This window comes from Pseudomonas sp. Soil_N_39 (assembly GCF_057655955.1).
The window spans coordinates 132,114-153,748 of sequence record NZ_JBDGLI010000012.1 but is presented as its reverse complement, the minus strand read 5'-3'; the positions used below and the strand labels follow the sequence as shown (position 1 = coordinate 153,748).

The 21,635-nt window shown below is 58.8% G+C and carries 16 protein-coding genes and 1 other RNA gene; 8 read left to right on the top strand and 9 right to left on the bottom strand.

The features are described from left to right. Positions 1 to 328 precede the first annotated feature (328 nt). A complete protein-coding gene (gene leuA, locus AC3A5O_RS18930; RefSeq protein WP_487753548.1) occupies positions 329 to 2,029 on the top strand; it encodes a 2-isopropylmalate synthase in 1,701 nt (566 codons plus the stop codon). A gap of 121 nt (positions 2,030 to 2,150) precedes the next feature. Here leuA and AC3A5O_RS18925 read toward each other — a convergent pair whose 3' ends face one another. From AC3A5O_RS18925 to AC3A5O_RS18915, 3 genes are all read right to left on the bottom strand, one after another. After that, on the bottom strand, positions 2,151 to 3,854 hold the full coding sequence (locus AC3A5O_RS18925) for a LeoA/HP0731 family dynamin-like GTPase (protein WP_305469636.1): 1,704 nt from the start codon (positions 3,852 to 3,854) through the stop codon (positions 2,151 to 2,153). After that, a complete protein-coding gene (locus tag AC3A5O_RS18920; protein ID WP_487753547.1) occupies positions 3,854 to 7,099 on the bottom strand; it encodes a DUF726 domain-containing protein in 3,246 nt (1,081 codons plus the stop codon). Before AC3A5O_RS18920 ends, AC3A5O_RS18925 begins: the two co-directional genes overlap by 1 nt. 407 nt (positions 7,100 to 7,506) lie before the next feature. Continuing rightward, the gene (locus AC3A5O_RS18915) at positions 7,507 to 8,535 is read right to left on the bottom strand and encodes a GlxA family transcriptional regulator (RefSeq protein ID WP_487753546.1); all 1,029 of its coding nucleotides are present in this window, start codon (positions 8,533 to 8,535) and stop codon (positions 7,507 to 7,509) included. Between the two features lie 158 nt (positions 8,536 to 8,693). Between AC3A5O_RS18915 and AC3A5O_RS18910 the strand changes: the two genes are divergently transcribed. The 7 genes from AC3A5O_RS18910 (at position 8,694) to AC3A5O_RS18880 (ending at position 14,825) form a co-directional block, all read left to right on the top strand. Beyond that, on the top strand, positions 8,694 to 9,563 hold the full coding sequence (locus tag AC3A5O_RS18910) for a substrate-binding periplasmic protein (RefSeq protein ID WP_487753545.1): 870 nt from the start codon (positions 8,694 to 8,696) through the stop codon (positions 9,561 to 9,563). Positions 9,564 to 9,641: 78 nt separating this feature from the next. Beyond that, positions 9,642 to 10,430, top strand: a complete 789-nt coding sequence (locus AC3A5O_RS18905) for an amino acid ABC transporter ATP-binding protein (protein ID WP_487753544.1) — start codon at positions 9,642 to 9,644, stop codon at positions 10,428 to 10,430. Next, positions 10,430 to 11,086, top strand: coding sequence for an amino acid ABC transporter permease (locus AC3A5O_RS18900; RefSeq protein ID WP_487753543.1), 657 nt, complete (start codon positions 10,430 to 10,432; stop codon positions 11,084 to 11,086). The genes AC3A5O_RS18905 and AC3A5O_RS18900 overlap by 1 nt, the downstream gene beginning before the upstream one ends. Continuing rightward, positions 11,083 to 11,766 (top strand): amino acid ABC transporter permease, encoded by a 684-nt coding sequence (locus AC3A5O_RS18895; protein WP_122569108.1) that lies wholly within the window; start codon positions 11,083 to 11,085, stop codon positions 11,764 to 11,766. Before AC3A5O_RS18900 ends, AC3A5O_RS18895 begins: the two co-directional genes overlap by 4 nt. A gap of 4 nt (positions 11,767 to 11,770) precedes the next feature. After that, complete coding sequence (locus AC3A5O_RS18890; protein ID WP_487753542.1) at positions 11,771 to 13,198, top strand: amidase; 1,428 nt, start codon at positions 11,771 to 11,773, stop codon at positions 13,196 to 13,198. Then, positions 13,198 to 14,430: a D-amino acid dehydrogenase gene (locus tag AC3A5O_RS18885; protein WP_487753541.1), complete on the top strand. Its 1,233-nt coding sequence runs from the start codon at positions 13,198 to 13,200 to the stop codon at positions 14,428 to 14,430. The genes AC3A5O_RS18890 and AC3A5O_RS18885 overlap by 1 nt, the downstream gene beginning before the upstream one ends. A 26-nt stretch (positions 14,431 to 14,456) precedes the next feature. After that, entirely contained in the window at positions 14,457 to 14,825 is a 369-nt protein-coding gene (locus tag AC3A5O_RS18880) for a RidA family protein (RefSeq protein WP_122569111.1), read from the top strand. 68 nt (positions 14,826 to 14,893) lie between these two features. Here the strand turns inward: AC3A5O_RS18880 and ssrA are convergent. From ssrA to AC3A5O_RS18850, 6 genes are all read right to left on the bottom strand, one after another. Continuing rightward, positions 14,894 to 15,290: a transfer-messenger RNA gene (gene ssrA, locus AC3A5O_RS18875) on the bottom strand. 96 nt (positions 15,291 to 15,386) lie between these two features. Next, positions 15,387 to 15,677: a hypothetical protein gene (locus AC3A5O_RS18870; protein ID WP_487753540.1), complete on the bottom strand. Its 291-nt coding sequence runs from the start codon at positions 15,675 to 15,677 to the stop codon at positions 15,387 to 15,389. 99 nt (positions 15,678 to 15,776) lie between these two features. Next, the gene (locus tag AC3A5O_RS18865; RefSeq protein WP_487753539.1) at positions 15,777 to 18,644 is read right to left on the bottom strand and encodes an FAD-binding and (Fe-S)-binding domain-containing protein; all 2,868 of its coding nucleotides are present in this window, start codon (positions 18,642 to 18,644) and stop codon (positions 15,777 to 15,779) included. Next, on the bottom strand, positions 18,641 to 19,312 hold the full coding sequence (locus AC3A5O_RS18860; RefSeq protein ID WP_487753538.1) for a LutC/YkgG family protein: 672 nt from the start codon (positions 19,310 to 19,312) through the stop codon (positions 18,641 to 18,643). Before AC3A5O_RS18860 ends, AC3A5O_RS18865 begins: the two co-directional genes overlap by 4 nt. After that, the gene (locus AC3A5O_RS18855) at positions 19,309 to 20,766 is read right to left on the bottom strand and encodes a LutB/LldF family L-lactate oxidation iron-sulfur protein (protein WP_122569127.1); all 1,458 of its coding nucleotides are present in this window, start codon (positions 20,764 to 20,766) and stop codon (positions 19,309 to 19,311) included. Before AC3A5O_RS18855 ends, AC3A5O_RS18860 begins: the two co-directional genes overlap by 4 nt. Beyond that, positions 20,763 to 21,587, bottom strand: a complete 825-nt coding sequence (locus tag AC3A5O_RS18850; RefSeq protein WP_122569128.1) for a (Fe-S)-binding protein — start codon at positions 21,585 to 21,587, stop codon at positions 20,763 to 20,765. Before AC3A5O_RS18850 ends, AC3A5O_RS18855 begins: the two co-directional genes overlap by 4 nt. Positions 21,588 to 21,635 lie beyond the last annotated feature (48 nt).

Sequence of the window (21,635 nt, the reverse complement as noted above, 5' to 3'; positions counted from 1 at the left end):
ATAGGAATAGGCAGCGGCTTGGACAACACCCTGGCGCAAGAAGCGCTTGCAGCGGGCCTTCGAAGCGCTCTCCACGGAGCATGACCGACTACGACGCCAGAGCAGTGCGGTGACTACGACCTGTAAGACTAAAAATTGCTCTAGTATTTATATGTCGAGCACAAATAACCAAAAAATTAAACATTATTAGACTTTTTTGTGGATTTCACCGTGCTGTTGATGTGAAAACGCAATTTGCATCAAGTTATGCTCGTTTATTATTGGATCCAATGTTCGGTGGCGTCAGACGCCGAACCTGCCCACCTATGGATCAAAAAGGATAAACGCCATGATGCTGAAGGATCCTTCCAGCAAATATCGACATTTCACCACAGTGGATCTGCCGGACCGCACATGGCCCGGCCAGGTCCAGTCCGTTGCGCCTAGCTGGTGCAGCGTCGATATGCGCGATGGCAATCAGGCCTTGATCGAGCCGATGAATGCCGAGCGCAAGCGCCGTTTCTTCGACCTGTTGGTCAAGGTCGGTTTCAAGGAAATCGAAGTAGGTTTCCCAGCCGCCTCGCAGACCGATTTTGACTACGTGCGCGAACTTATCGAAACGGGTGCGATTCCCGATGACGTGACAATTCAAGTCATGACACAGGCTCGCAGTCATCTCATCGAGCGCACGTTTGAGGCATTGAAGGGTGTTCCCCGCGCTATCGTGCATGTCTACAACGCGACCGCCCCGGTGTTTCGAGACGTGGTATTCGGTGTTGACCGCGCCGGGTGCATCGAGATTGCCACCCAGGCCGCTCGCGAAATCAAACAGCACATGGACAACAATCCCGAGACGCAGTGGACCTTCCAGTATTCCCCCGAGACCTTTTGTTTCACCGAGTTGGATTTTGCATTGCAAGTCTGCGAGGCGGTGACGGACGTCTTTGCGCCAACGCCTTCCAACAAGATGATCCTGAACCTGCCGACGACCGTCGAAGTCTCCACGGCCAATGTCTTCGCCGATCAGATCGAATGGTTTTGCCGGCATTTCAGCCGTCGCGACAGCGTGATCATCAGCGTCCATCCGCACAATGACCGGGGCACCGGGGTTTCCACCGCCGAACAGGCCTGCCTGGCCGGTGCCGAACGGGTCGAGGGCACGCTGTTTGGTAACGGCGAGCGAACCGGCAATGTCGATATCCTCACCCTGGCTATGAACCTCTACACCAGCGGTATCGATCCGCAGCTGGATTTCTCGGACATCATCCACGTCCAGCGCGAGGTGGAATACTGTAATCAGCTGCCCACGCATCCTCGCCATCCTTATGCGGGCGAATTGGTATTCACGGCCTTTTCAGGGTCGCATCAGGACGCGATCAAGAAAGGGTTTGCAGTGCGCCAGGCTAACCCCGATGGCTTCTGGGAAGTGCCTTATCTGCCTATTGACCCGGCGGATATGGGACGCAGCTATGAGGCTGTCATTCGCGTCAATAGCCAATCCGGCAAAGGCGGTGTGGCTTATCTGCTTGAACAGCATGGGATCGTGATGCCGCGCCGATTGCAGATGGAGTTCAGCAACCTGGTCCAGCAAGAGGCGGATGGATCGGGCCAGGAGATCAGTAGCGAGATGATCCTTGCGTGCTTTAGCCGGCACTATCTGGATGAGGGCAAGCCCTACACGTTGTTGCCGCCAAAACTGGTCAGCGAAGGCGCTGTAACTTACCTGGAGGGCGTGCTCGACATGGGGGGCACCAGGTTCGACCTCAGCGGTGAGGGCAACGGTCCGCTGGCGGCGCTGGTCGATGCATTTGCCCAGCGTGGCGTTCACTTCGATATCGCCGATTATCATGAGCACGCTGCTCGCGATGGGGCTCAGGCCGAAGCACTGGCCTATGTCGAGATTCGCGTGAATAACCGGCTGCTATTTGGCGCCGCCCGCGATGGCAGTAGCTTACTGGCGTCCCTCAAGGCGGTGACAAGCGCCGTCAATCACGCATCACGCCTGGGGCTGCTTAGCGTGATGCGTTTTTCCAGTCCTGCATTGCTCTGATATGTGTGGATTGACAGTGAAGAAATAACCATGGTTTGAGGACGCGGACACCGGATATTCGATAGTGGATTTGCTCGGGTCCAGGCGCCCGTTGCATCACGCTGCGGGCGCCTGAACGGGGTCAGTTCAATCTTCTGAATTCAGCGTCGATGGTTTCCGCTTCAACGCGCCATGCCTGGAAGCGCTGCTGACGTACACGGCTGTCATCCAGGTTGCTTTGCAGTTCTTGTCGACGTGTGTTGAGCAGCAGGTAGTCGGGGAAGAACTCCTCCTTGAAGCGCGCGGAGTTCACCAGGGCGAGAAAGTCCTGACGCTGCTGTTCGAAGTTGTCGACCATTGCTGCGATGGCCTTTTTGAATGCCTCTTCGCGCTTGTATTGCTCCCAGCTGTCCCAGGCTTCGAGCGCCACGCCGAGGATGGCCAGTGCCCCGTTGGCGCCTTTGGCGAACTTCACGGCACCCCACGGTTGGAACTTCAGGTATTTGCCGATATCCATGCCCACCGTCTTGGCAATCGTAGTGAGGCCATCGCGTGCGGCCAGTACCGTGGTGTTGTTGATCAGGTTGCCTTTGAGCAGGTGGTTGATGCCTTGCTTGCCCAGGGCTTTGACGGTGATGTTGAAGTGGTTGACCTCGCTATCGAAGCCAACCTGCATTTTTTCGACCTCAAGCGTGATCGACTGAGTCTGGCGGCTAAACTCATTCTGCAGGCGGGTGGACACGATAATGCCTTCAGCGCCGACCTCTCGTTCGAAGAAGTCCGCAAAGGTTTCCAGGCTGGAACCCTTGGCTTGCAGGATCAGGTCGGAGAAGTAGCGTGTGGCGAATTCGCGCAGGCTGATGCGTGCATCTTCGATTTGCTGCCCGGTCACTGCGAGCTGTTTGCCCAGGCGAGCGTTGAGCTCATCGAGTTTGCCGACCTCCAGGGAAACCTTCTGATCGTTCTCGATGGCAATGGGCAGTTGGTTGCTGAGCACGTCGCGGATTACGCTGGCGCGCATTTCGTTGGCCAGCGCGGCGCTGCCACCGTTCTGCTGGATCTTTCCTGTGGTGGCGGTCTGCAGCGTGGCGATATGCGACAGAGCCTTGAACTGTTCGAGGTTGGCCAGCCAGTGCTCCACCCCCATGTCGAAGGGGTTGGCGGCCACGGCGACGATGGACAATTCGGCTACTTCCTGGTCGCTCAGCCCGATCTGTTCGCGAAGCCGTCCTGCCACGTTGTCGCGCTTGACCTGCAGGTTAGTCTGATAGTCCTGCTCGTCCTCCACGTCGGCTACTTCATCGAAGCGACTGAGAACGAAAACAGTGCGTGGCAGCAGATCCAGAGTGCGGAACAACCAGGTCAGGTCGTCCTTGTGGCTTTCCTTGATGGGGTTGGTCGAGTTCATCACGTAGAGCACCAGGTGAGATTCGCTCACGTACTTCCTGGTGATGTCCTTGTACTTCTCGATGGCCTGAGTTTCGGCATTTTCCTGCTCCTTGAAGCCGAACAGCCCAGGGGTGTCGATCAGCACGAAGCCTTCGTCGACTTCGTAGACTTTCACCTCATTGGAGGATTCCTGATGGCTGATTTTCATGCTGGATCTATCCAGCTTCTCCATCCAGGCCGCCGCAATCGAAGTCTTACCTTCCGAGAAGCCGCCAATCAGCGCGACCTTGAGTTTTTCACCGGATACGCTGTTGATGGCATTCTGCAGCTTGCTGCTCAAATTCGAGTCAAGCGGCACTCCGGCCTGCGCGCCCTGCTCGAGAAAGTCTTGCAGCCTGTCGAGCAGCGTCAGTGCGCTTGCCTGTTGGGCCTTGAATGTTTTGAGAGTGTTTTCCATTACAGACTTCCTGCGGTTTCGATTTGGCGGGAGAGGTTTTTCAGGCGACTGGTCGAACGAGTCAATGTGTGCACCTGGTCAGTGGCCTGTTTGGCAGGCGCTTCAAGTGCCAGGTCGAGTTGGTCGATAGTCTCCTGCATTTCGCACAAGGCGCTTTTCAGGCTGTCGCGCAGCGTGTCGCGCAATTGCTCAGTGGCGCTGCGCAGGTTTTTCTCCGTGGCTTGGCGTTGTTGGGACTTTTTGTAGTCCGAGCTGAGCGCGCTCCACAGCGCTTTGCCGATCGAAACCAGCACGGAAAGGGCTGCGGCTCCAGCAACCCACAGGCTGGCTCCGCCAGTGAATGGCGCCAAGGCGATACCGACAAGGCCGCCTAGCAGTCCCGCAACGTTGATGCCGTTGTCGATCTTTATATTGAGGTTGAAATGCTCGTTGAATCGCATGCTGCCAAGCTTTCCATAGCTTGCGGTCAGCTCTTGGGCATGTTTTTCGAAGCGCGTGAGAATGTCCTCGGCCGCCTTCTGGAATTTTCCGACCTCTGCGTTCACCGCCTTAGGCAATTGCCTGCCCAGCTGCCGCTGTTGGGTTTCAAGCTGTTCGCTTAGGGCATTTTTGAAAGCGTCGTTGCTGATATCGTCCTCAATGCGTGCGTAGACGCTGTTGCGCACGTTGCTGGCGAAATCGTCGATCAAGGTTTCGCCGCAGGATTCCAGACGTTTTTTCAGCGCCTGGAAGCTGCTGTTCAACTGACTCTTGGCGCTTTGCTCTTCCTGGGAGAGCTGGGTCGATAGCGCGGCCAGGGTCTGCTGAACGCCTGAGAGCGTTTCAGTGGTCTGGTTGAGCGCCTCATTGGCTTTGTTGAAGTTGGCCCGAATGATCTTGGCCCTGCCGTTATGGAGCAACCGGCCGCCGAGCAACTGCAGAAAGTTGCGCAGGCGGGATTTTTCCAGCAATTCGTCGGCACCGAAGTCCGCAAGCACTTTGCTGCGGCGCCTGGCGTTCTGCGACCCCGGCGCGAAGTGGTCGGTCGAAGCGAGGAACGCAGGCAGCGCGGTCAGCGGGAACACCTCCTGATAGTGCTTGCCAAGCTGCTCGCTCATCTTCTCGTCTAACCCGGCAAGGCTGATGTTTTCGTCGTCAGAGATCAGCGATCGATCAGCCAGCGAGTGCTTGGGGCTGGTGATCTTCTTGTTGAAGATCGTCCATACCTCGGTTTGCGCTCCCAGGTGCTGCTTGATCTTTTCCAGCGTGCCTTGGTGCTGCCCATCGCCCGTTTGTGGTGGTGCGGGCTGGTTGGTGACGTAGAACACCGCATGAGCGGTCTGGACGGCACGTTCTATCTCGTCGAGTACCAAGCCTTCCTTACCCTCGATACCGGGTACATCCAACAGGGCGAAGGGTTGGCCGTCCAGTTCGAGGTCATAGCGCTGTGTTTTACGGGTGAAGTCGGTTCTGCCGTCACCGATGATTTCACCGTCGGCATGAATCTGCAGCTGCGACAGCAATTGTGCCAGCTGGCTTTCATTTTCCAGGCGCTGCTGGGCGAGCGTCCGCTGATGGTGGGTCGCCTCCGTCTGTTGGGCGGCAATCGCCGCACAGGCGTCGTCACGCGCTGTTGCGATTTCGCCCAGTTGCTGCTCCAGAGCAAGGCGTTCCTGATAGGCTTTCTGCTGCTCGGCGTCCAGGGTCGCCGCAGCGCTGTCGCGTGCCGTCGTGGTCGCTGTCAGCGTGGCGGTGGCATCATTCAACTCGACCTCCTCTGGCATTTTTCTGAAGAGGTTCAACAGCATCTGCCAGAGTGAGGCGGTGCTTTTGCGCTCGGCGAGAAGGGTGTGCAGACGCGTGACGGCAGCAAGGGCGTCTTTGTGCGACTTCTCGTGTTGCTGGAGCGTACCGCCAAGTCGTTGCGTCAATTCGCAGGATCGGGCGTTGGCCTGGTCGAGGGCGCTCTGGGCGGCCCTGTAAGGTTGTTCGTATTGTTGCATTGTGGCACTCAACTGCTGCGTCAGTTCGCCAAGTCGAGCTTCGGCTTGCTCGATGCTCTGTTGCAGCTGCTGCAGGTTTTCTTCACTCAGCCCATACTGGTCGTGTAGCTTGCGGAACGCCTGCTGGCTGGCCTTTTTGCCAGGCTCTTGGAGCAAGATGCGTAAGGTCTCGATAAGGGTCGATTTGCCAGCGCCGGTTTCGCCGTAGAAGGCAATGGTGAACGTATTCCACTCTGCATTCTGCTCAAGTTCGGCGAGCCGCTCGATCAGTGCCGCCCGATGCTCGGTGAGCCGTCGAATCGCTTCTTCTCTTGCCTGGTTCAAGGCTTCGTCGTCCGACGGATTGCTCAGTTCGCCTATGATGAGTGCCAGTTCGTCATTGATTCGCTGGTAAACCTCACTTGGGTTGTTCAGTTCGAGTGTCATGTCGTGTTCTTCGGCAGGTTGTTCGGGCGCCAGGGTTGGCATGAATGCGTCAGCAGGTGCTTGGGCAGGCTCTGGCGAGCTGGGCGCGCACGCTTTGAAGCGTGTTTCGGCCAGCACCTCGGGTAGCCGCTTCCAGTAATCGGTGTGGCCGAAGTCGTTCATCTCGATGCTCTCGAAGTGTTCGACCTCGTTACGTCCCAGGCAGGTTTCACCCCAATTCAACAGCAGGGTCCTGTCTGTCTTCGAATAGGCATTGATCAGTCGCCCCTGAAGCAGACCACGCAGCTGACGCGCTTCGACGGCTGTTACCTCGGCGGCGGCAGCCATCAGCAGCACATCGTTGATGGCCAGCTGCCGCTTATTCGTGAAGTTTCTCAGGCTGCTGATGACCAGCCGGCCGCCAAGCGAGTGGCCGATCAGGTTGATGGTTTCGATCTGTGGGTGGTTGCCGCGCAGGTACTCTTGCAACTGATCGAGTAACACCATTCCCATTTTTTCTGCGCGTGAGCGGGCTTCAGTGAAGTTCTTCATCCGATCCTTGGCTAAAGAGCCCGCGAGCCCCCAGTAACCGAAGGGCCCAGCAATGCTTTCTGTCCCGGAGGACAGGCCTGCCGTGCCAAGCGCCCAGAGCGACGACTTGTCGAAGTGGAGGTAGTGATTCGAGGGCCAGAACGCAAAGATATTGGTGTAGTTGCTAAGTTGATCGGGAATTTTCTCGAGTAGGAGCTTCTGGTCCTGGTCGCTATGCCCGGCGCTGTAGCCATGGATGAATATGTTGGCTTCTGTCGGGTTGGGGCTGGTAGACGGTGAAGTCTGGAAACGGAATGGTTGGGGCATGTAGGTTTTCCCTATCCCCGGTCATGCTGCTTTTCAAGCAGCGTCTGTGAAGAGGTACAGTGCAGGCACTCTAGAAACAGGTGCAATAGGGGCGGTTGCCTGAGGAGAGAGTCCTTGGTTGCGGGCATAGCTACTTCCTTGTATTGAGTCGTAGTGACGTTCGCTGACATCACCTATAGGGCGAATTTACCGTGTTTCGGTGGCAAATTGCCATGCTTTCGGCTGGCAACCGTCATTACGCAAGTGAGCGGCATTGGATGCGAAGCCCACCAGGCGAATTGCGTGGCGCATTTTGGGGCTGGGGCGGCGGCGTTGAGGGTCGTAACAGAAGCGTTACGCTCCAATAACTCTTACTCCGAGTCTCTGGGCGAGTGTGGTTCGGGTGATAGTCAGTGTCACTTGCAGCATCATTTCCCATCTTGTTGCATCAGGGCCTTGCGTAACTTCCCTGGCGACATACCAAACATGCTCTGAAAGTGCCGAATAAAATGCGGCGCATCCGCGAAGCCACATTCAAAGGCGATCTCGCCGATCTGGCGATCGGAACTCACGAGTAGCCATCTGCCGAACCGGAGTCGGACCTGGCGGTAGAACTGGGCTGGGCTGTTGTTGGTTTCAGCGACAAACAGGCGTTCCAATTGCCGTTTGCTGGTGCCGACCAGATGCGCAATGGCCTCGATATCCAGGGGTTGGGCCATGTGTTTTTCCATCAACATCACGGCTTCGTGCAGCCGACGGTTGGAGGAGCTGGCGTAGCCGAGCGCCTTGCGTCGATCGACGAAACTGTTGGATGTGTTCTTCGCCACCGTCATCTGATGCACGACTTTGCCCGCACGATCCGGTCCGCAATGCATGCCGATCAGATGAAGGGCCAGTTCGATCACTGACACACCGCCCGCGCAGGTGATCCGGTCCTGGTCGATCAGAAAGTCCCTGTTGATGACAAAGCGCAACGAGGGAAACAGCCGCTTCCAGTCGTCGCCATGGTAGGCGTGGACACACGCCGTTCGCCCCTCCATCAGGCCATGTCGCGCGAGCACGAAGCTGCCGGTGCACAGGCCGATCAACGGCACCTGTGCCGCCGCGGCCTGGTGGAGGAACGCGGGATAGGTTTTCGGCACCGCCTCGATGGAGTCGAGCAATCCACCAATCACCACGATGTAGTCGAAACGCGCCGGGTCAGCGAGTTCGCTGTCGATGGGCACGTCCAGTCCGCTACTGGAAATGACTCTTTGCCCGGGCGTGCCGAGTACTTTCCATTGGCAGCGGATGGGGCGGCTTTGATCGCCCGTATCGGCGGCGTGCCGCAACGCATCGGTCAGCCCTGACAGTGACAGCAAGGGAAAGCGTGGCCACAACATGATGCCAATAGACAGCTCGGCGGTGCCGCGGCGCATGGGTGGATGACGCGCCTGCCCATGATCGAGCCCGTCCACGAGGCTTTCCTGGGGCGTCCCGTTCTCTGTACCGCCAGAATGTCGCAAATATTCAATCATTCGTGCAAAGCATCCAACCAGTTATAGCGCCGGTCCCACTACGATGGGGCCATGCGAAACGTTCTGCTGCCACAATAAAAACTATCGAGGAGCATCCGATGAAGACGTCCAAGGTTCAGCGTTTTTCCGCTATTTGTGCCGGTTTTCTGGTGTCCGTGCTGGCTGCGGCACCGGTGTTCGCATTGGAGACAGTAGAGCCGGGAAGCCTGACCATCGCCTTCAGTGGTGATATGCCAGGAACAGGGTATCAAGATAGTCGGATGGTCGGCTATGACGGTGAAATCCTTCAACAAATTTCTGAAAAGCTGGGGCTCAAGGTCAAGCCGGCATTGATGGAGTGGTCAGGGACGATTGCATCGGTGCAGTCCAAACGAGTGGATGTCATGGCAGGCACCATGGGCTGGACCGAACAACGCTCGAAAATCATGGCCTTGAGCGATCCTATTCACTACTTCAAGAACGGCATCACCCAGACAGACAAGACCAACTGGAACAGCCTCAAGGATTTGCAGGGCAAGAAAGTCGGGACCATCACCGGCTTTTCGTTCATCCCGGAGATGCGCAAGATCGATGGCCTGCAAGTCGCCCTGTACGACACGTCCGATGCGGCCGTTCGCGATCTACTCGCCGGACGCATCGATGCGGTGATCGGCGACCCACCGGTCATGCAATACGCCATTTCCCGCAATGAGCAATGGCACCTGCATTTCAACGCCTTCGTCGACAACGATCCGAATTTCCCACTGCTGACGGGCTTGGGTCAGGTGGTGTTCGGCTTCAACAAGGCCAGTCCGGAACTGGTGACGGCGGTCAACGCGCAGATTCAGACGCTCTGGAAAAACTGTGAGATGCGCAAGATCGGCGCTCGCTACGGCCTGACCCAGGATGTCTGGTTCATGCCCGAAGGCAAGGACCTGCGGCTCGGCGTCGATCGCCCTGCAGGCTGGACGTTACCTGGCTGCAAATAAGTGTGTGAGGCGATGGGGCGGACTCCTGCGGATGCACCGATTCATCGCCATGCCTATAACAAGAAGAGGTTAGCCAAGATGTCGAGCCCGTCTGACGCCGCGTTGCTGCGCGTGCACGAACTACACAAGAACTATGGCGATCTGGAGGTGCTCAAGGGCATCAGTCTGGAGTTGAAGCCTGGTGAGACCCTGTCGCTGATTGGCCCGAGCGGATCTGGAAAGTCCACCTGCCTGCGTTGCATCAATTACCTGGAAAAACCTACCAGTGGCGAGATCTGGCTGGGGACCGAGCTGATCGGGCAGGTCAAGGACGGCAAGCGTTTACGCCTGATGAGTGACCGCGAGCTGGCTGCGCAGCGCCGCGAGATCGCCATGGTGTTCCAGTTGTTCTATCTCTGGCCGCACTTGAACGTGCGCGATAACGTCGCCCTCGGTTCCATCAAGGCCCAAGGCATGCCGCGCAAGCAGGCGTATGAGTTGGCCGACGCGATGTTGGAAAAAGTCCATCTGCGGCACAAGGCCGAGTCTTATCCCGAGCAATTGTCCGGTGGTCAGCAACAGCGGGTCGCCATCGCCCGGGCCTTGGCTCAGCAACCGAAAGTGATTCTGTTCGACGAACCGACCTCGGCGTTGGACCCCGAGTTGGTCGGCGAAGTGTTGGCGGTGATTCGCGAGCTGGCGGAAGAGGGCCGCAGCATGATCATGGTCACCCACGAAGTGCGGTTTGCCCGCGATGTGGCGGATCGGGTGATCTTCATGGACGGCGGACGCATTGTCGAACAGGGGCCGTCGGCGCAAGTGATCGACAATCCTTGTCACGAACGTACCCGCAGTTTTCTTGGGCGTATGGCTGTGGAGAGCGCTTGATGGTGAATCTGGAAGCTTTCCTCGGGCTGTTGCCCTTGCTGTTGAAAGGCGCAATGAATGCGCTGGAAATCGCCTTCTGCACCTTGGTGCTGGCCAGCGCGGGCGGTCTGGTGCTGGCGGTTCTACTGACGTTCAGCCGATCGCGACTGGTACACGGCGCCATCGCCTGTTTCATCGAATGGATGCGCAACGTGCCCGCGCTGGCGCACCTGTTTCTGATCTACTTTGGGCTGTCCTACCTGGGCATCAATTTGCCCGCATGGCTGGCGGCCATCGTCGGTTTGAGCCTGGTAGGCAGCGCAGTGCTGGCCGATACTTTCCGAGCTGGCTTGCAATCGTTGCACGTCGGCCAGCATGAAGCCGGGCAGGCCATCGGCCTGCACCGTATGCAGATTCTGCGCGACATCCTCTTGCCCCAGGCCCTGCGCGTTGCGTTGCCGGCTTATGCCAACTACGTCACGCAACTGATCAAGGACACGTCCATCGCCTCGGCCATTGCCGTGCCGGAAATCATGTTCCTGGCACGCAATCTGGTGACATCCACGTTCCAGACTTCGCTGATTTATCTGGCGGTGATGTGCATCTATGCGGCGATGATCTTGCCAATTGGCGTGGGCTTCATCCGACTTGAACGTCATCTGGGGGCGACGCGATGATCAGTTTTTTCCAGCAATACCCGGAATACTGGAGCGACTGGATCGCTCGCCTGCTACTCGGCGCACGGGTCAGCGCCGAGTTGTCCCTGACAGGCTTCGCCCTGGCGGCGATGTTGGGCGCGTTACTGGCCTGGGCGATGAAGAGCCCCAGCGTATTGCTCAAGCGTCTGGCGGTGTGCTTCATCCAGGGGATGCGTGCGGTGCCGCTCCTGGCGTTGCTGCTGGCGCTGTATTTCACCTTGCCCAGCCTCGGGCTGACGCTGTCCGGTTACTGGGCCGGAGCCATCGGTTTGGGCTTGCAGGGCTCGGCCTACGTCGCGGAAATCCTGCGCGGTGGACTGGATTCCTTGCATCGAGGCCAACGTGAGGCGGCCATCGCCACGGGCCTGACGCCGTTGCAAGCCTTCACCGCCGTGATCTTTCCGCAAGCCATTCGCGGCATGTTGCCGCCGTTGCTCAATGCCTACGTGTCGATTCTGAAGGACAGCTCCCTGTGCGCCTTGATCGCCACCGATGAGTTGATGCTGGCGGCCCGGGCCATCGCGTCCGAATCCTTTTTGCCGATGCATATTTTCCTGCTGGTGGGGCTGTTCTATTTCGTCATCGCTTTCCCTCTTTCTCTGTTATCGCGAGTGCTGGAAGTACGATTTTCTCGCGGACGCAAAACCATTCGAGGTTGAACACATGAACATCATGGATCGAACCGCTTCCCACAGTATTGGCCAGTTGCGGCAAGCGCTGGAGTCCGGAGCGCTCACGAGCGAGTCCCTGGTTTGCGCGCAACTGGAGCGGATCGAGCGCTTCAACGGTCAACTCAATGCTTATGTCGAGGCCTACCCCCAGCGCGCGCTCGGTGCCGCCATCGCGGCCGATCGGCAGCGGGCTGCCGGTGTCAACCTGGGGCCATTGCATGGCATTCCAGTTGCGATCAAGGATTTATTCGAGATCGACGGCAAGGCCATAACCGGAGGTTCGCTGGCACAGAAGCCGCGTATCTCGCGGCTCACCGCCACGGCAGTGCAGCGACTGGAGCGCGCTGGGGCGATCATCATGGGCAAGACTCACACTGTTGAATTCGCTTTCGGAGGATGGGGCACCAATGCCGTGATGGGCACGCCGTGGAACCCATGGGACGCCGACGTGCATCGTGCGCCAGGGGGTTCCAGCAGTGGTTCAGCGGTGGCCGTGGCCGGCGGGTTGGCAAGCGCAGCGTTGGGCACCGACACCGGTGGCTCGGTGCGGATTCCTGCGGGCATGTGTGGTCTGGTTGGTTTGAAAACCACGCGTGGGTTGATTAGCCGTCACGGTTTGATTGAATTGTGTCCATCGCTGGATTCGGTGGGGCCGATTACGCACACCGTCGAAGACGCCGCGTGGATGCTTGACGCACTGCTGGGGCCGGACCCGCTGGATCCGGTCTCGGCCAAGTCGCCAGTGTTCAGCGCCGCGGCAGGCTTGAATCTTCCGGTGACCGGTCTGCGCATCTGGGTGTTGCCACAGACCGAACGTGTACACATCACGCCTGGCGTATTGGCAGCCTATGACCAGGGGCTTGAGCAATTGGCCGCGCTGGGCATGCATCTGGTCGAACAACCGCTACCGACTTCGCTGGAGCAGTGCATGCGCGTTGCCGGTGGCCTCATGAGCGCCGAAGGCTACGCCAGCCTTGGCAGCCTGTTCGAACGCGATGATCTGCGCTTCGATCCTCATGTGCAGCGTCGGGTGCTGAGCGGACGCGCCGTCGACGCGGCGGCTTATATCAATTTGCACAACCAGCGACGCGTTGCCTGTCGAGCCATGGAAGAGGCCATGTCCAATGTCGATGCCTGTGCGTTTCCGACCAACGCCATTGGCAGTGTGCCGTTGAATCAGGTCGATGAGTACGGTACGCCCCTGGCCTTGCTCGGCCGTTTCGCCAACCTGCTCAATCTCTGCTCAGTGGCGCTGCCGGCGGGCTTCGACGAGCAACGTATGCCGGTCTCGATGCAGATCGTCGGGCGTGCTTTCGCCGAACCATTGATCCTGCGGATCGCCCATGCCTACCAGCAAGTCAGTGATTGGCACCTACGGCGGCCTGTGGGTTGGGACCTGTCTGACAGGGTGGTGGCGTAATGGAAATCTGTGTCGTCGGCGCTGGAATCGTGGGCTTGAGCAGTGCCTGGTTTTTACACAAGGCCGGTCATAACGTCACCGTTATCGATCGTGCGGGGGAGGCCGGCATGGGGGCCAGTGCGGCCAATGGAGCGCAATTGAGTTACAGCTATGTGCAACCGCTGGCTGATCCCTCTCTGTTGCCGGGCATTCCGAAAATGCTGTTGGCGCGCAACGGGCCGCTGAAGTTTTCGCCGCAATGGAGCGTGGAACAATGGCGCTGGTGTATGGAGTTTCTCGCGGCCTGCCGTACGTCCATTTCGCGTCAGACCACTGTCGAGTTACTGGAACTGGCGCATGAAAGTCGGCTGGCGCTGGACGCCTTCATCAGTCAGGAAAAGGTGCAGTGCGATTTTGCCCGTACCGGAAAACTGGTTCTCTACCCCGATGCTGAAAGCCTGCGCAAGGCCAGCGAGCAGGTGAAGTTCCAGGCCGCCCAAGGCGCCAGGCCACAAAAAATAGTGAGTCCCGCCGAAGCCCTGTCGATCGAACCTGCACTTGAGGGCTATAAGAAGGCGTTTCATGGCGCGATCCATACCGACAGCGAATGCGCGGTCGATGGGCGCAAGCTTTGTCAGGAGCTTGCGCGGTTATTGAGCAAGCAGGGTGTGCGTTTTCTGTTTAACAGTGAGGTTGCCGCTTTCCGACGTGAACGCAGGCGTATCACCGCGTTGGAGATTCACCACGCCATCGAAGGCCCAGGTCTTTTAGGGACGCAAGCGGTCGTGCTGGCGGCGGGTGCTTACAGTGCCGGGTTGTTATCAGCGTTCGATGTGCGCATGCCGGTCTACCCGCTCAAGGGATACAGCATTACGTTGCCGATCACTGATTCGATGAATGCACCGACGGTCAGCGTGACTGACATGCGGCGTAAAACGGTGTTCGCCCGGATCGGTGATCGCTTACGCGTCGCGGGGATGGTCGAGTTGTGTGGGCTGGATGCGTCGATTCCCGTTAAGCGTATCGAACAACTGAAAGCCTCGACTCAGGCATTGTTCGGTTTTGGCTGGAACGCCGATGATTGTCAGCCCTGGACCGGTTGGCGTCCGGCGACCCCCACCGGGCGGCCGATTCTGGCCGTCAGTGGTTGTGACAACCTGTACGTCAATTGCGGCCAGGGTGCGCTGGGCATGACCTTGGCGTTCGGTAGTGCCCAGCGTCTGGTCCGGTTGATCGACGGCACGGCGCCTTAGCTTTCTCAATTCATGGAGTAAAACCGATGGCAACGATTCAACGTTTTCAGAGCAACGCGCGGATGTCCGGGATGGTCAGTCACGGCGACTTGCTCTACCTGTCCGGCCAGGTGCCCACTGATCTGCAGGTTGGCATCGAAGAGCAGACGCAGCAGGTGCTGGCCAAGATCGATGCGCTGTTGTCGCTGGCGGGCAGCGACAAGGGGAAGCTTTTGAGCGCGCAGATCTGGCTCAAAGACATTGATCGTGATTTCGCGCTGATGAATTCGGTGTGGGACGCCTGGCTGCCAGCGGATAGTGCTCCGGCACGGGCCACTGTTCAGGCACGTCTGGCGCGGCCTGAGGTGCTGGTGGAGATTATGGTTGTAGCGGTGAGATCTGCTTCTGGTGTTTGATCTAGTCCGCTGTGGTAGATATTTCAGGCACAAAAAAAGACGTCCTTGGACGTCTTTTTTTGATCATTTGGTGGAGCCGGGGGGATTTGAACCCCCGTCCGCCAGTACTCCGCTGTCGGTACTACATGCGTAGCCGTGTCTATTAAGTTAACCCTCAGCGACCCGACGGGCAGGGTGCTTTGGGCGAGTTGTGTAAGTTTTAGCCGCTTCGTCCACAACGTACTGCACGGCGATTCTGTTCTATATGACAATCACTTTGGGTTTACAGACATCCCCTCATGATTGCTGGACCCGAAGGTACCAGAAGCTCAGGATCTAAGGCTGCTTACGCAGCGATAGCGTATTCCTGGCCGTAGTTTTCGTCATTGGCAACTATAGAAGTTGCAACAGTGGATTTACGAGTTCTGTTACCAACTCGGCATGCACCTAAAGTTTCGCAACCGGCGTCGAATCCTAAACGGCCCCGAACCTGTCGCTCCATGAAGCTGGAGGAGCGGCAGGCATTCGCAGTGTACGCCAATCCGCGTCTGAGGCCAACCCGAAGGTTGGCCGGACGCGACATTACTGCTGATCGCCTTTGGTGTTGTTCTGCAGTTTCTGAAGAGCTTGAGTGGTCAGCGAGATGCATTCCTTCGTGCCTTCCTCGGTACCTTTGGCCTTGGCAGCGGTGGCCTGGTGGATAGTGCCATCGATGTCAGATTGCATGGTTTCACTCATCTGCTCGGTGCTGACTTTCGCATCCTTGATTTTTTGCAGATTGATCTGGCAAAGGTCTGCCTGGCTATCTGCAAACACCGGAGAGGCCAACATCGCAGCGGAAATGAACAAGCCAGCAAGTGCGGTGCGCTTCATGTGTATCTCCTTGAACGTAGGGTCTCGGTGCCGCTGAACAGTCGCGGCCAGGCCGAGTTGGTGGTGGATGGCCCAGTGCAGCCGGGCCTATTCAAGTGACTACAGCGAAGCGCAGGAATTCGATTTTTCTTCGAGTCCCATCGCAAGGCCCTCACCGTTGGCGGGTTTGGGGCGAGTGACACGGTCTACCAGATACACCAGTGCGTGGTAGTCGATTGCGCCGTGTTGTGTAAGACCGATCTCACAGGTGCGGCTGGTGGAAATGCCCTCGGTGCAATCTTGGACCGCGTCCTTGAGGGTTCGCAACGAATGGGCGTTGAGTTCGGGGGTGGTAAAGCCCTTGTCGCCGGCGAAACCACAGCAATGGATACCTTCCGGAATCACCACTTGTTTACTGCACTTGCGCGCCAGGTCGATCAACGCCTGGCTTTCGCCGAGGTGCTGTGTACTGCACGTGACGTGCACCGCGACGGGCGCCTCCTGGGGGATGAAGTCGAGACGGTCCATCAAATGGGTACGGATGAAGCGCACCGGGTCGTACAGATCCAGTCGCACGTCACCCAGATCCTGGACCAACCGCAGCGTGCACGGGCTGGTGTCACAGTAGATGGGGTCGAGCCCGCCGCGACTGGCGTGCAGCAAGGCACCGATCAGTTCCTGGCGCTTATGCTCGGCTTGTTCGGTGTAGCCTTTGGAAGCAAAAGGCTGGCCGCAGCAGAGATTGTCCACATTGTCTGGAAAGACCACCTGATAGCCGGCCTTTTCCAGCAGGCCGCGGGTCTTGTCGTACAGCGACATCTGCTCCTTGTCCGCTGCCGCCGGGCCCATGACCCGCGACACGCACGCCGCCAGGTACACCACCCTCGGACGCGTGTCCGAAACGGTAGGGCTGAAACGAATGGCCTTTTCTGGCTGGGGCATGGCGTTGGTCCACTGCGGCACCTGGCCCTTGGACAGGCGCGTCAACGAGGCCGACAGTTTTGCCAGGCGGGGGGCGCCCAGCAGCATGCGCGCACCGTTGGCGACGTGCAGGGCAAAGCGTGCGCCTTGCAGCGTGGTGGCGAAATTTCCTTCAATCCAGTTGGCGGTTTTCGTCTGCGTCGCGTCACGGCTGCGCAGTTTTTTCACCAGCTCGCCGGTATTGATGCCTACCGGGCAACGTTGTGCACACAGGCCCGTGGCGGCGCAGGTATCGATGCCCTGGTATTGGTAGGCACGTTCCAGCTCGGTGGTGTCCGTGCCTGCGCGTTTCTTCGCTTGGATATCCCGCCAGATCACGATGCGCTGGCGCGGGCTCAAGGTCAGGTCCTTGGACGGACACACCGGCTCGCAGAAACCGCACTCGATGCACTTGTCCACAATCTCATCGGCGGCCGGCAGCGGCTTGAGATGTTTAAGGTGGATCTGCGGATCCTCACTGAGCACCACATCCGGGTTGAGGATCCCGTTGGGATCGAGCAGGCGCTTGAGCTGCCACATCAATTGATAGGCATCGCTGCCCCATTCCAGCTCGACGAACGGTGCCATGTTGCGTCCGGTGCCGTGTTCGGCTTTCAGCGAGCCGCCGAATTCCACCGCCACCAATTGCGCCACGTCGTCCATGAAGGCCTGGTAGCGTGCGACTTCTTCAGGGTTGTTGAAGCCTTGGGTGAAGACGAAGTGCAGATTGCCTTCCAGCGCGTGTCCGAAAAGGATCGCTTCGTCGTAGTGATGTTTGTCGAACAGCTCGATCAGACGATTCACGCCAATGGCCAGTTGCTCCACCGGAAAGGTCACGTCTTCGATGATCACCGTGGTGCCGGTTTTACGTACCGCACCCACCGCTGGAAAGGTGTCCTTGCGGATCGCCCAGAGCCGGGCGTTTTCCCGTGGGTCTTCGGTAAAATCGACCTGTTTTTCCACCGGGAAACCGGCCAGCGAAGCCATGATCCGGGTCAGTTGTTCTTGTAGCAGCGACGAAGAAGCGGCGCGGGATTCGATCAGCAAGGCGCAGGCATTGATCGACAAATGCTGTACGAAATCCGGCATGCCCGGTTTGTCCTGCACCGAGCGCAGGCTGCGGCGGTCCAGCAGTTCTACCGCTGAGACAGGCTGGCTTTTCAGCACGGTGACCGCATTGCAGCAGGTTTCCACATCGGGGAAGACGATCAGCGCCGAAGCCTTGTTCGGATGGTCGATGACGGTGTTGTAGGTCACCGCGCTGATGAAGCCGAGGGTGCCTTCGGAGCCCACTAACAGATGGCTCAAGATATCCACAGGCTCGTCGAAATCCACCAGGGCATTGAGTGACAGGCCGGTGGTATTTTTCAGACGGTATTTGTGGCGAATTCGCGCAGCCAATTCGCTATTGGCGCGGGTCTCGCGACCCAGGGTCGCCAGGCGTTCCAGCAGTTCGCCATGGCTTGTACGAAAAGCCGCCACGCTGCTGTCGTCTTCGGTATCCAGGCGCGTGCCATCGGCCAGGACCAAGCGGATACCGGCGAGGGTGTGATAGGTATTCTGGGCCGTGCCGCAGCACATGCCGCTGGCGTTGTTGGCGACGATGCCGCCGATTTTGCAGGCGTTGATCGAGGCCGGATCAGGGCCGATCTTGCGCCCGAACGGCGCCAGCCAGGCGTTGGCCTGGGCGCCGATCACGCCGGGTTGTAAACGGATCTGCGTGCCTTGCTGACGAATCTCGCGACCGTTCCAGTTATCCCCCAGCACAATCAGCACCGAGTCGCTGATGGCTTGGCCAGACAAGCTGGTGCCAGCCGCACGGAAGGTGACGGGCACCTGATCGCGCTGGGCCAGTTGTAGCAGGGCGACCACTTCGTCTTCGCTTTCGACCCGTACCACCAGTTTCGGAATCAGCCGATAGAAACTGGCGTCGGTGCCGAAGGCCAAGGTCGACAGAGGATCGTCGAAACGTCGCTTTTGCGGGATCAGTTGCTGTACATCGCGCAGGAACGGGGCCGGAAGGGTCATTGGTCCTCCAGAATCAAAACCACCAGATCCTTAGGGCCATGGGCGCCATAGGCCAGGACTTGTTCGATGTCGGCGGTTTTCGACGGGCCCGACACCAGCAGGGCGTTGGTGGGCATGCCTTGGGCCCATTCGAATTCCTGTTGCACTTCATAGAAGTTGTCGCGGATTTCACTGGCCTTGAGCAGGGCGAAATGCGCGGGCGGTACCAGGCTCATCAGGCGTGGTTCTTCCCGGGTCGGCCAGAGAATCAGGCTACCGGTGGCGGCGATGGCGCCGAGGGTTCCGGTCAGGCTGGCGGGGGTATCATTGAACAACTCAGCTTTCCATTCTTCTACCGGGCGGTCGTAGGCCTTGAGAGTTGGTAGGTCCGGATTGTTCGCCCAAAACTGTGTGATTTTTTGCCCGTGCGCTGTGGTCGGGGCGATGAGCAAACTCGGCAGTTGACGGTCGCGCAGCAATTGCGCCAGCAGGGCCGGCCAGCCTTCGCCGGATGTCAGGTGGATTTCGGTGTGCACCGCTTCCATCAGCTTGCGCAATTGCGGGATGCGTTCCTCGGGCGCGTAGCGGTAGGTTTGCGTCACCAGTTCGACATCGAAGTTGTCGGCAACCGGCGTGGTGCCCGTCAGGCTTTTACGCAGCTTGGCGAGGATATTGTTTTTGGCGCTCATCGGCGGTCTCCCTGCTGGTTCAGGTGTTCGCTGGCCAGGTCATGCAATGAGCGGGCGGCGGGTTTGGGGGCGCTGTGGTTCTGGGTCCATGGGCCGACGTTTTTCGGTGTCAGGGCACGCAGGCGCGTGGCGAGGAAACCGAACAGCCGGTATAACCGTGGCGAACTGTTGAGCCGGGCCCAGGCATTCCAGATGAAGCGTTCCTTGGCTGAATATTTGCTGCCTTGGCCGCGCATTACTTGGTTCGGGCTGTCCGGTGCCTTGACGTTTTCTTCGCGCAGCCGCCGCAGCAGGGCGGGGATCGGGATTTTCACCGGGCACACTTCACCGCAGGCGCCGCACAGCGAAGAGGCGCTGGGGTGGTCCGGGACTTTGGCCAGGCCGACCATGTGCGGCGTGATGATTTTTCCGATAGGCCCCGGGTAAACCTCGCCGTAGGCATGACCGCCGATTCGGGTATAGACCGGGCAATGATTCATACAAGCGCCGCAGCGAATGCAGTTCAGGGTCTGGCGCAATTCGCTGTCGGCAAACGCCTGGCTGCGACCGTTGTCCAGCAGCACCAGGTGGACTTCCTGGGGACCGTCCAGTTCGTTGGCCTTGCGCGGGCCGGAGATCATGTTGACGTAGGTGGTGATGGGCTGGCCGAGGGCCGAACGGGTCAGCAGCGAGAGCAGCGGCACGACATCGCGCAGGTTCTCCACGACTTTTTCGATGCCGGTCACGGCGATGTGCACTGGCGGCACGGTGGTGGACATCCGCCCGTTGCCTTCGTTTTCCACCAGCAACAGCGTGCCGGTTTCGGCGACGGCGAAGTTGACGCCCGAGACGCCGACGTCGGCTTCGAAGAATTTCTGCCGCAATACCTTGCGACCGATCTGAATGAGTTGGTCAACGTCCTTGGTGTACTCCACGCCGAGTTTGTCGTGGAACAAGGACGCGACCTGACCGGCGTTCTTGTGGATCGCCGGCATAATGATGTGTGAAGGCTTCTCGTGATCGAGCTGGACGATGTACTCCCCCATGTCGGATTCGAGACATTCAATGTCCCGAGCCTCGAGGAAATGGTTCATCTCCATCTCTTCGCTGACCATCGATTTGCCCTTGATCACTTGCCGCGCCTCGTGAGCGCGGATGATCGAGAGGACGATGCCATTGGCTTCGTCCACCGTCTCCGCCCAGTGTACGTTCACACCGTTGCGGGTCAGGTTGGTTTCAAGTTGCTCGAGCAGGTCGGGCAGCTTGGATAACGCGCGGGCGCGGACGGCATTGCCGAGCACTCGCAGGTGTTCTCTTTCGTGGGCATCGCTGAAAGACGTTGCCCGTTTGGTCATCAGTGAATCCATCGCGCTGCGAAAGTTGTTTCGCAGTTGCGTGTCGTCCAAAGCCTTGTGGGCCCGGGCGCGAAAATCTTCCTGCACCTCTACAGTCGGGATCAGCGTCGGCGTGCTCATGCGACACCTCCGCTACGCTGCCAGAGGAAGCTCGCCAGATGCTGGCCGCGTAACGCTTCCTGCTGTTTTTCCAGCGCGCCGTTGATGTTCATCAAGCAACCGCAGTCGGCACTGATGATCTTGTGCGCACCGGATTCCTTCAGCGCCCGGGTCTTGTCGGCCACCATCGCGCCGGAAATATCCGGCATGCGAACGCTGAACGTCCCACCAAAGCCACAGCACTCGCTTTCGTGGCTGTGTTCGACGCGCTCCACATTGCGTAGCTGTGCCAATAACGCGCGGCCATGCAGGTGGGTATTCATTTCACGCCGTGCCGAGCAGGACGTGTGCAACGCAATTTTCACCGGCTCGCCGCTGTCCTGCAGCTGCACTTTGCAGACAAACAGCAGGAATTCGGCCAATTCATAGGTCCGGGCCGCCAGGGCCTGGACCTGTTTGAGCGTGTCGGGCTCATCCTTGAACAGGTCGGCGTAATGCTCGCGCAGCATGCCTGCGCAGGAGCCCGAGGGCACCACCACTGGATAATCGCCGGCAAACAGGGCCAGTTGCGCCCGAGCTACCGTCCGCGCCTGCTCGGTGTACCCCGAGGTGTAGGCCGGTTGGCCGCAGCAACTTTGCCCTTGTGGGTACTCCACCCGGATCCCTTCGCGCTCCAGCAGGTGAATGGCATCCATCCCGGCTTCGGGATAGAACAGGTCCACCACACACGTTCCGAACAGGTAGACCCGTGGCGGTTTTTCGCTGGGGTACTGCCGAGGCTCGGGCAAGGGCGGGGCGACTCGGGTCGCGTTCGGTACGGCGTTGTAAAAAAGCTCGCTCATCAGGCGTGTCTCCGGGTGGTCCCGGTTATCCGTCCGCTGAGGCTGCTG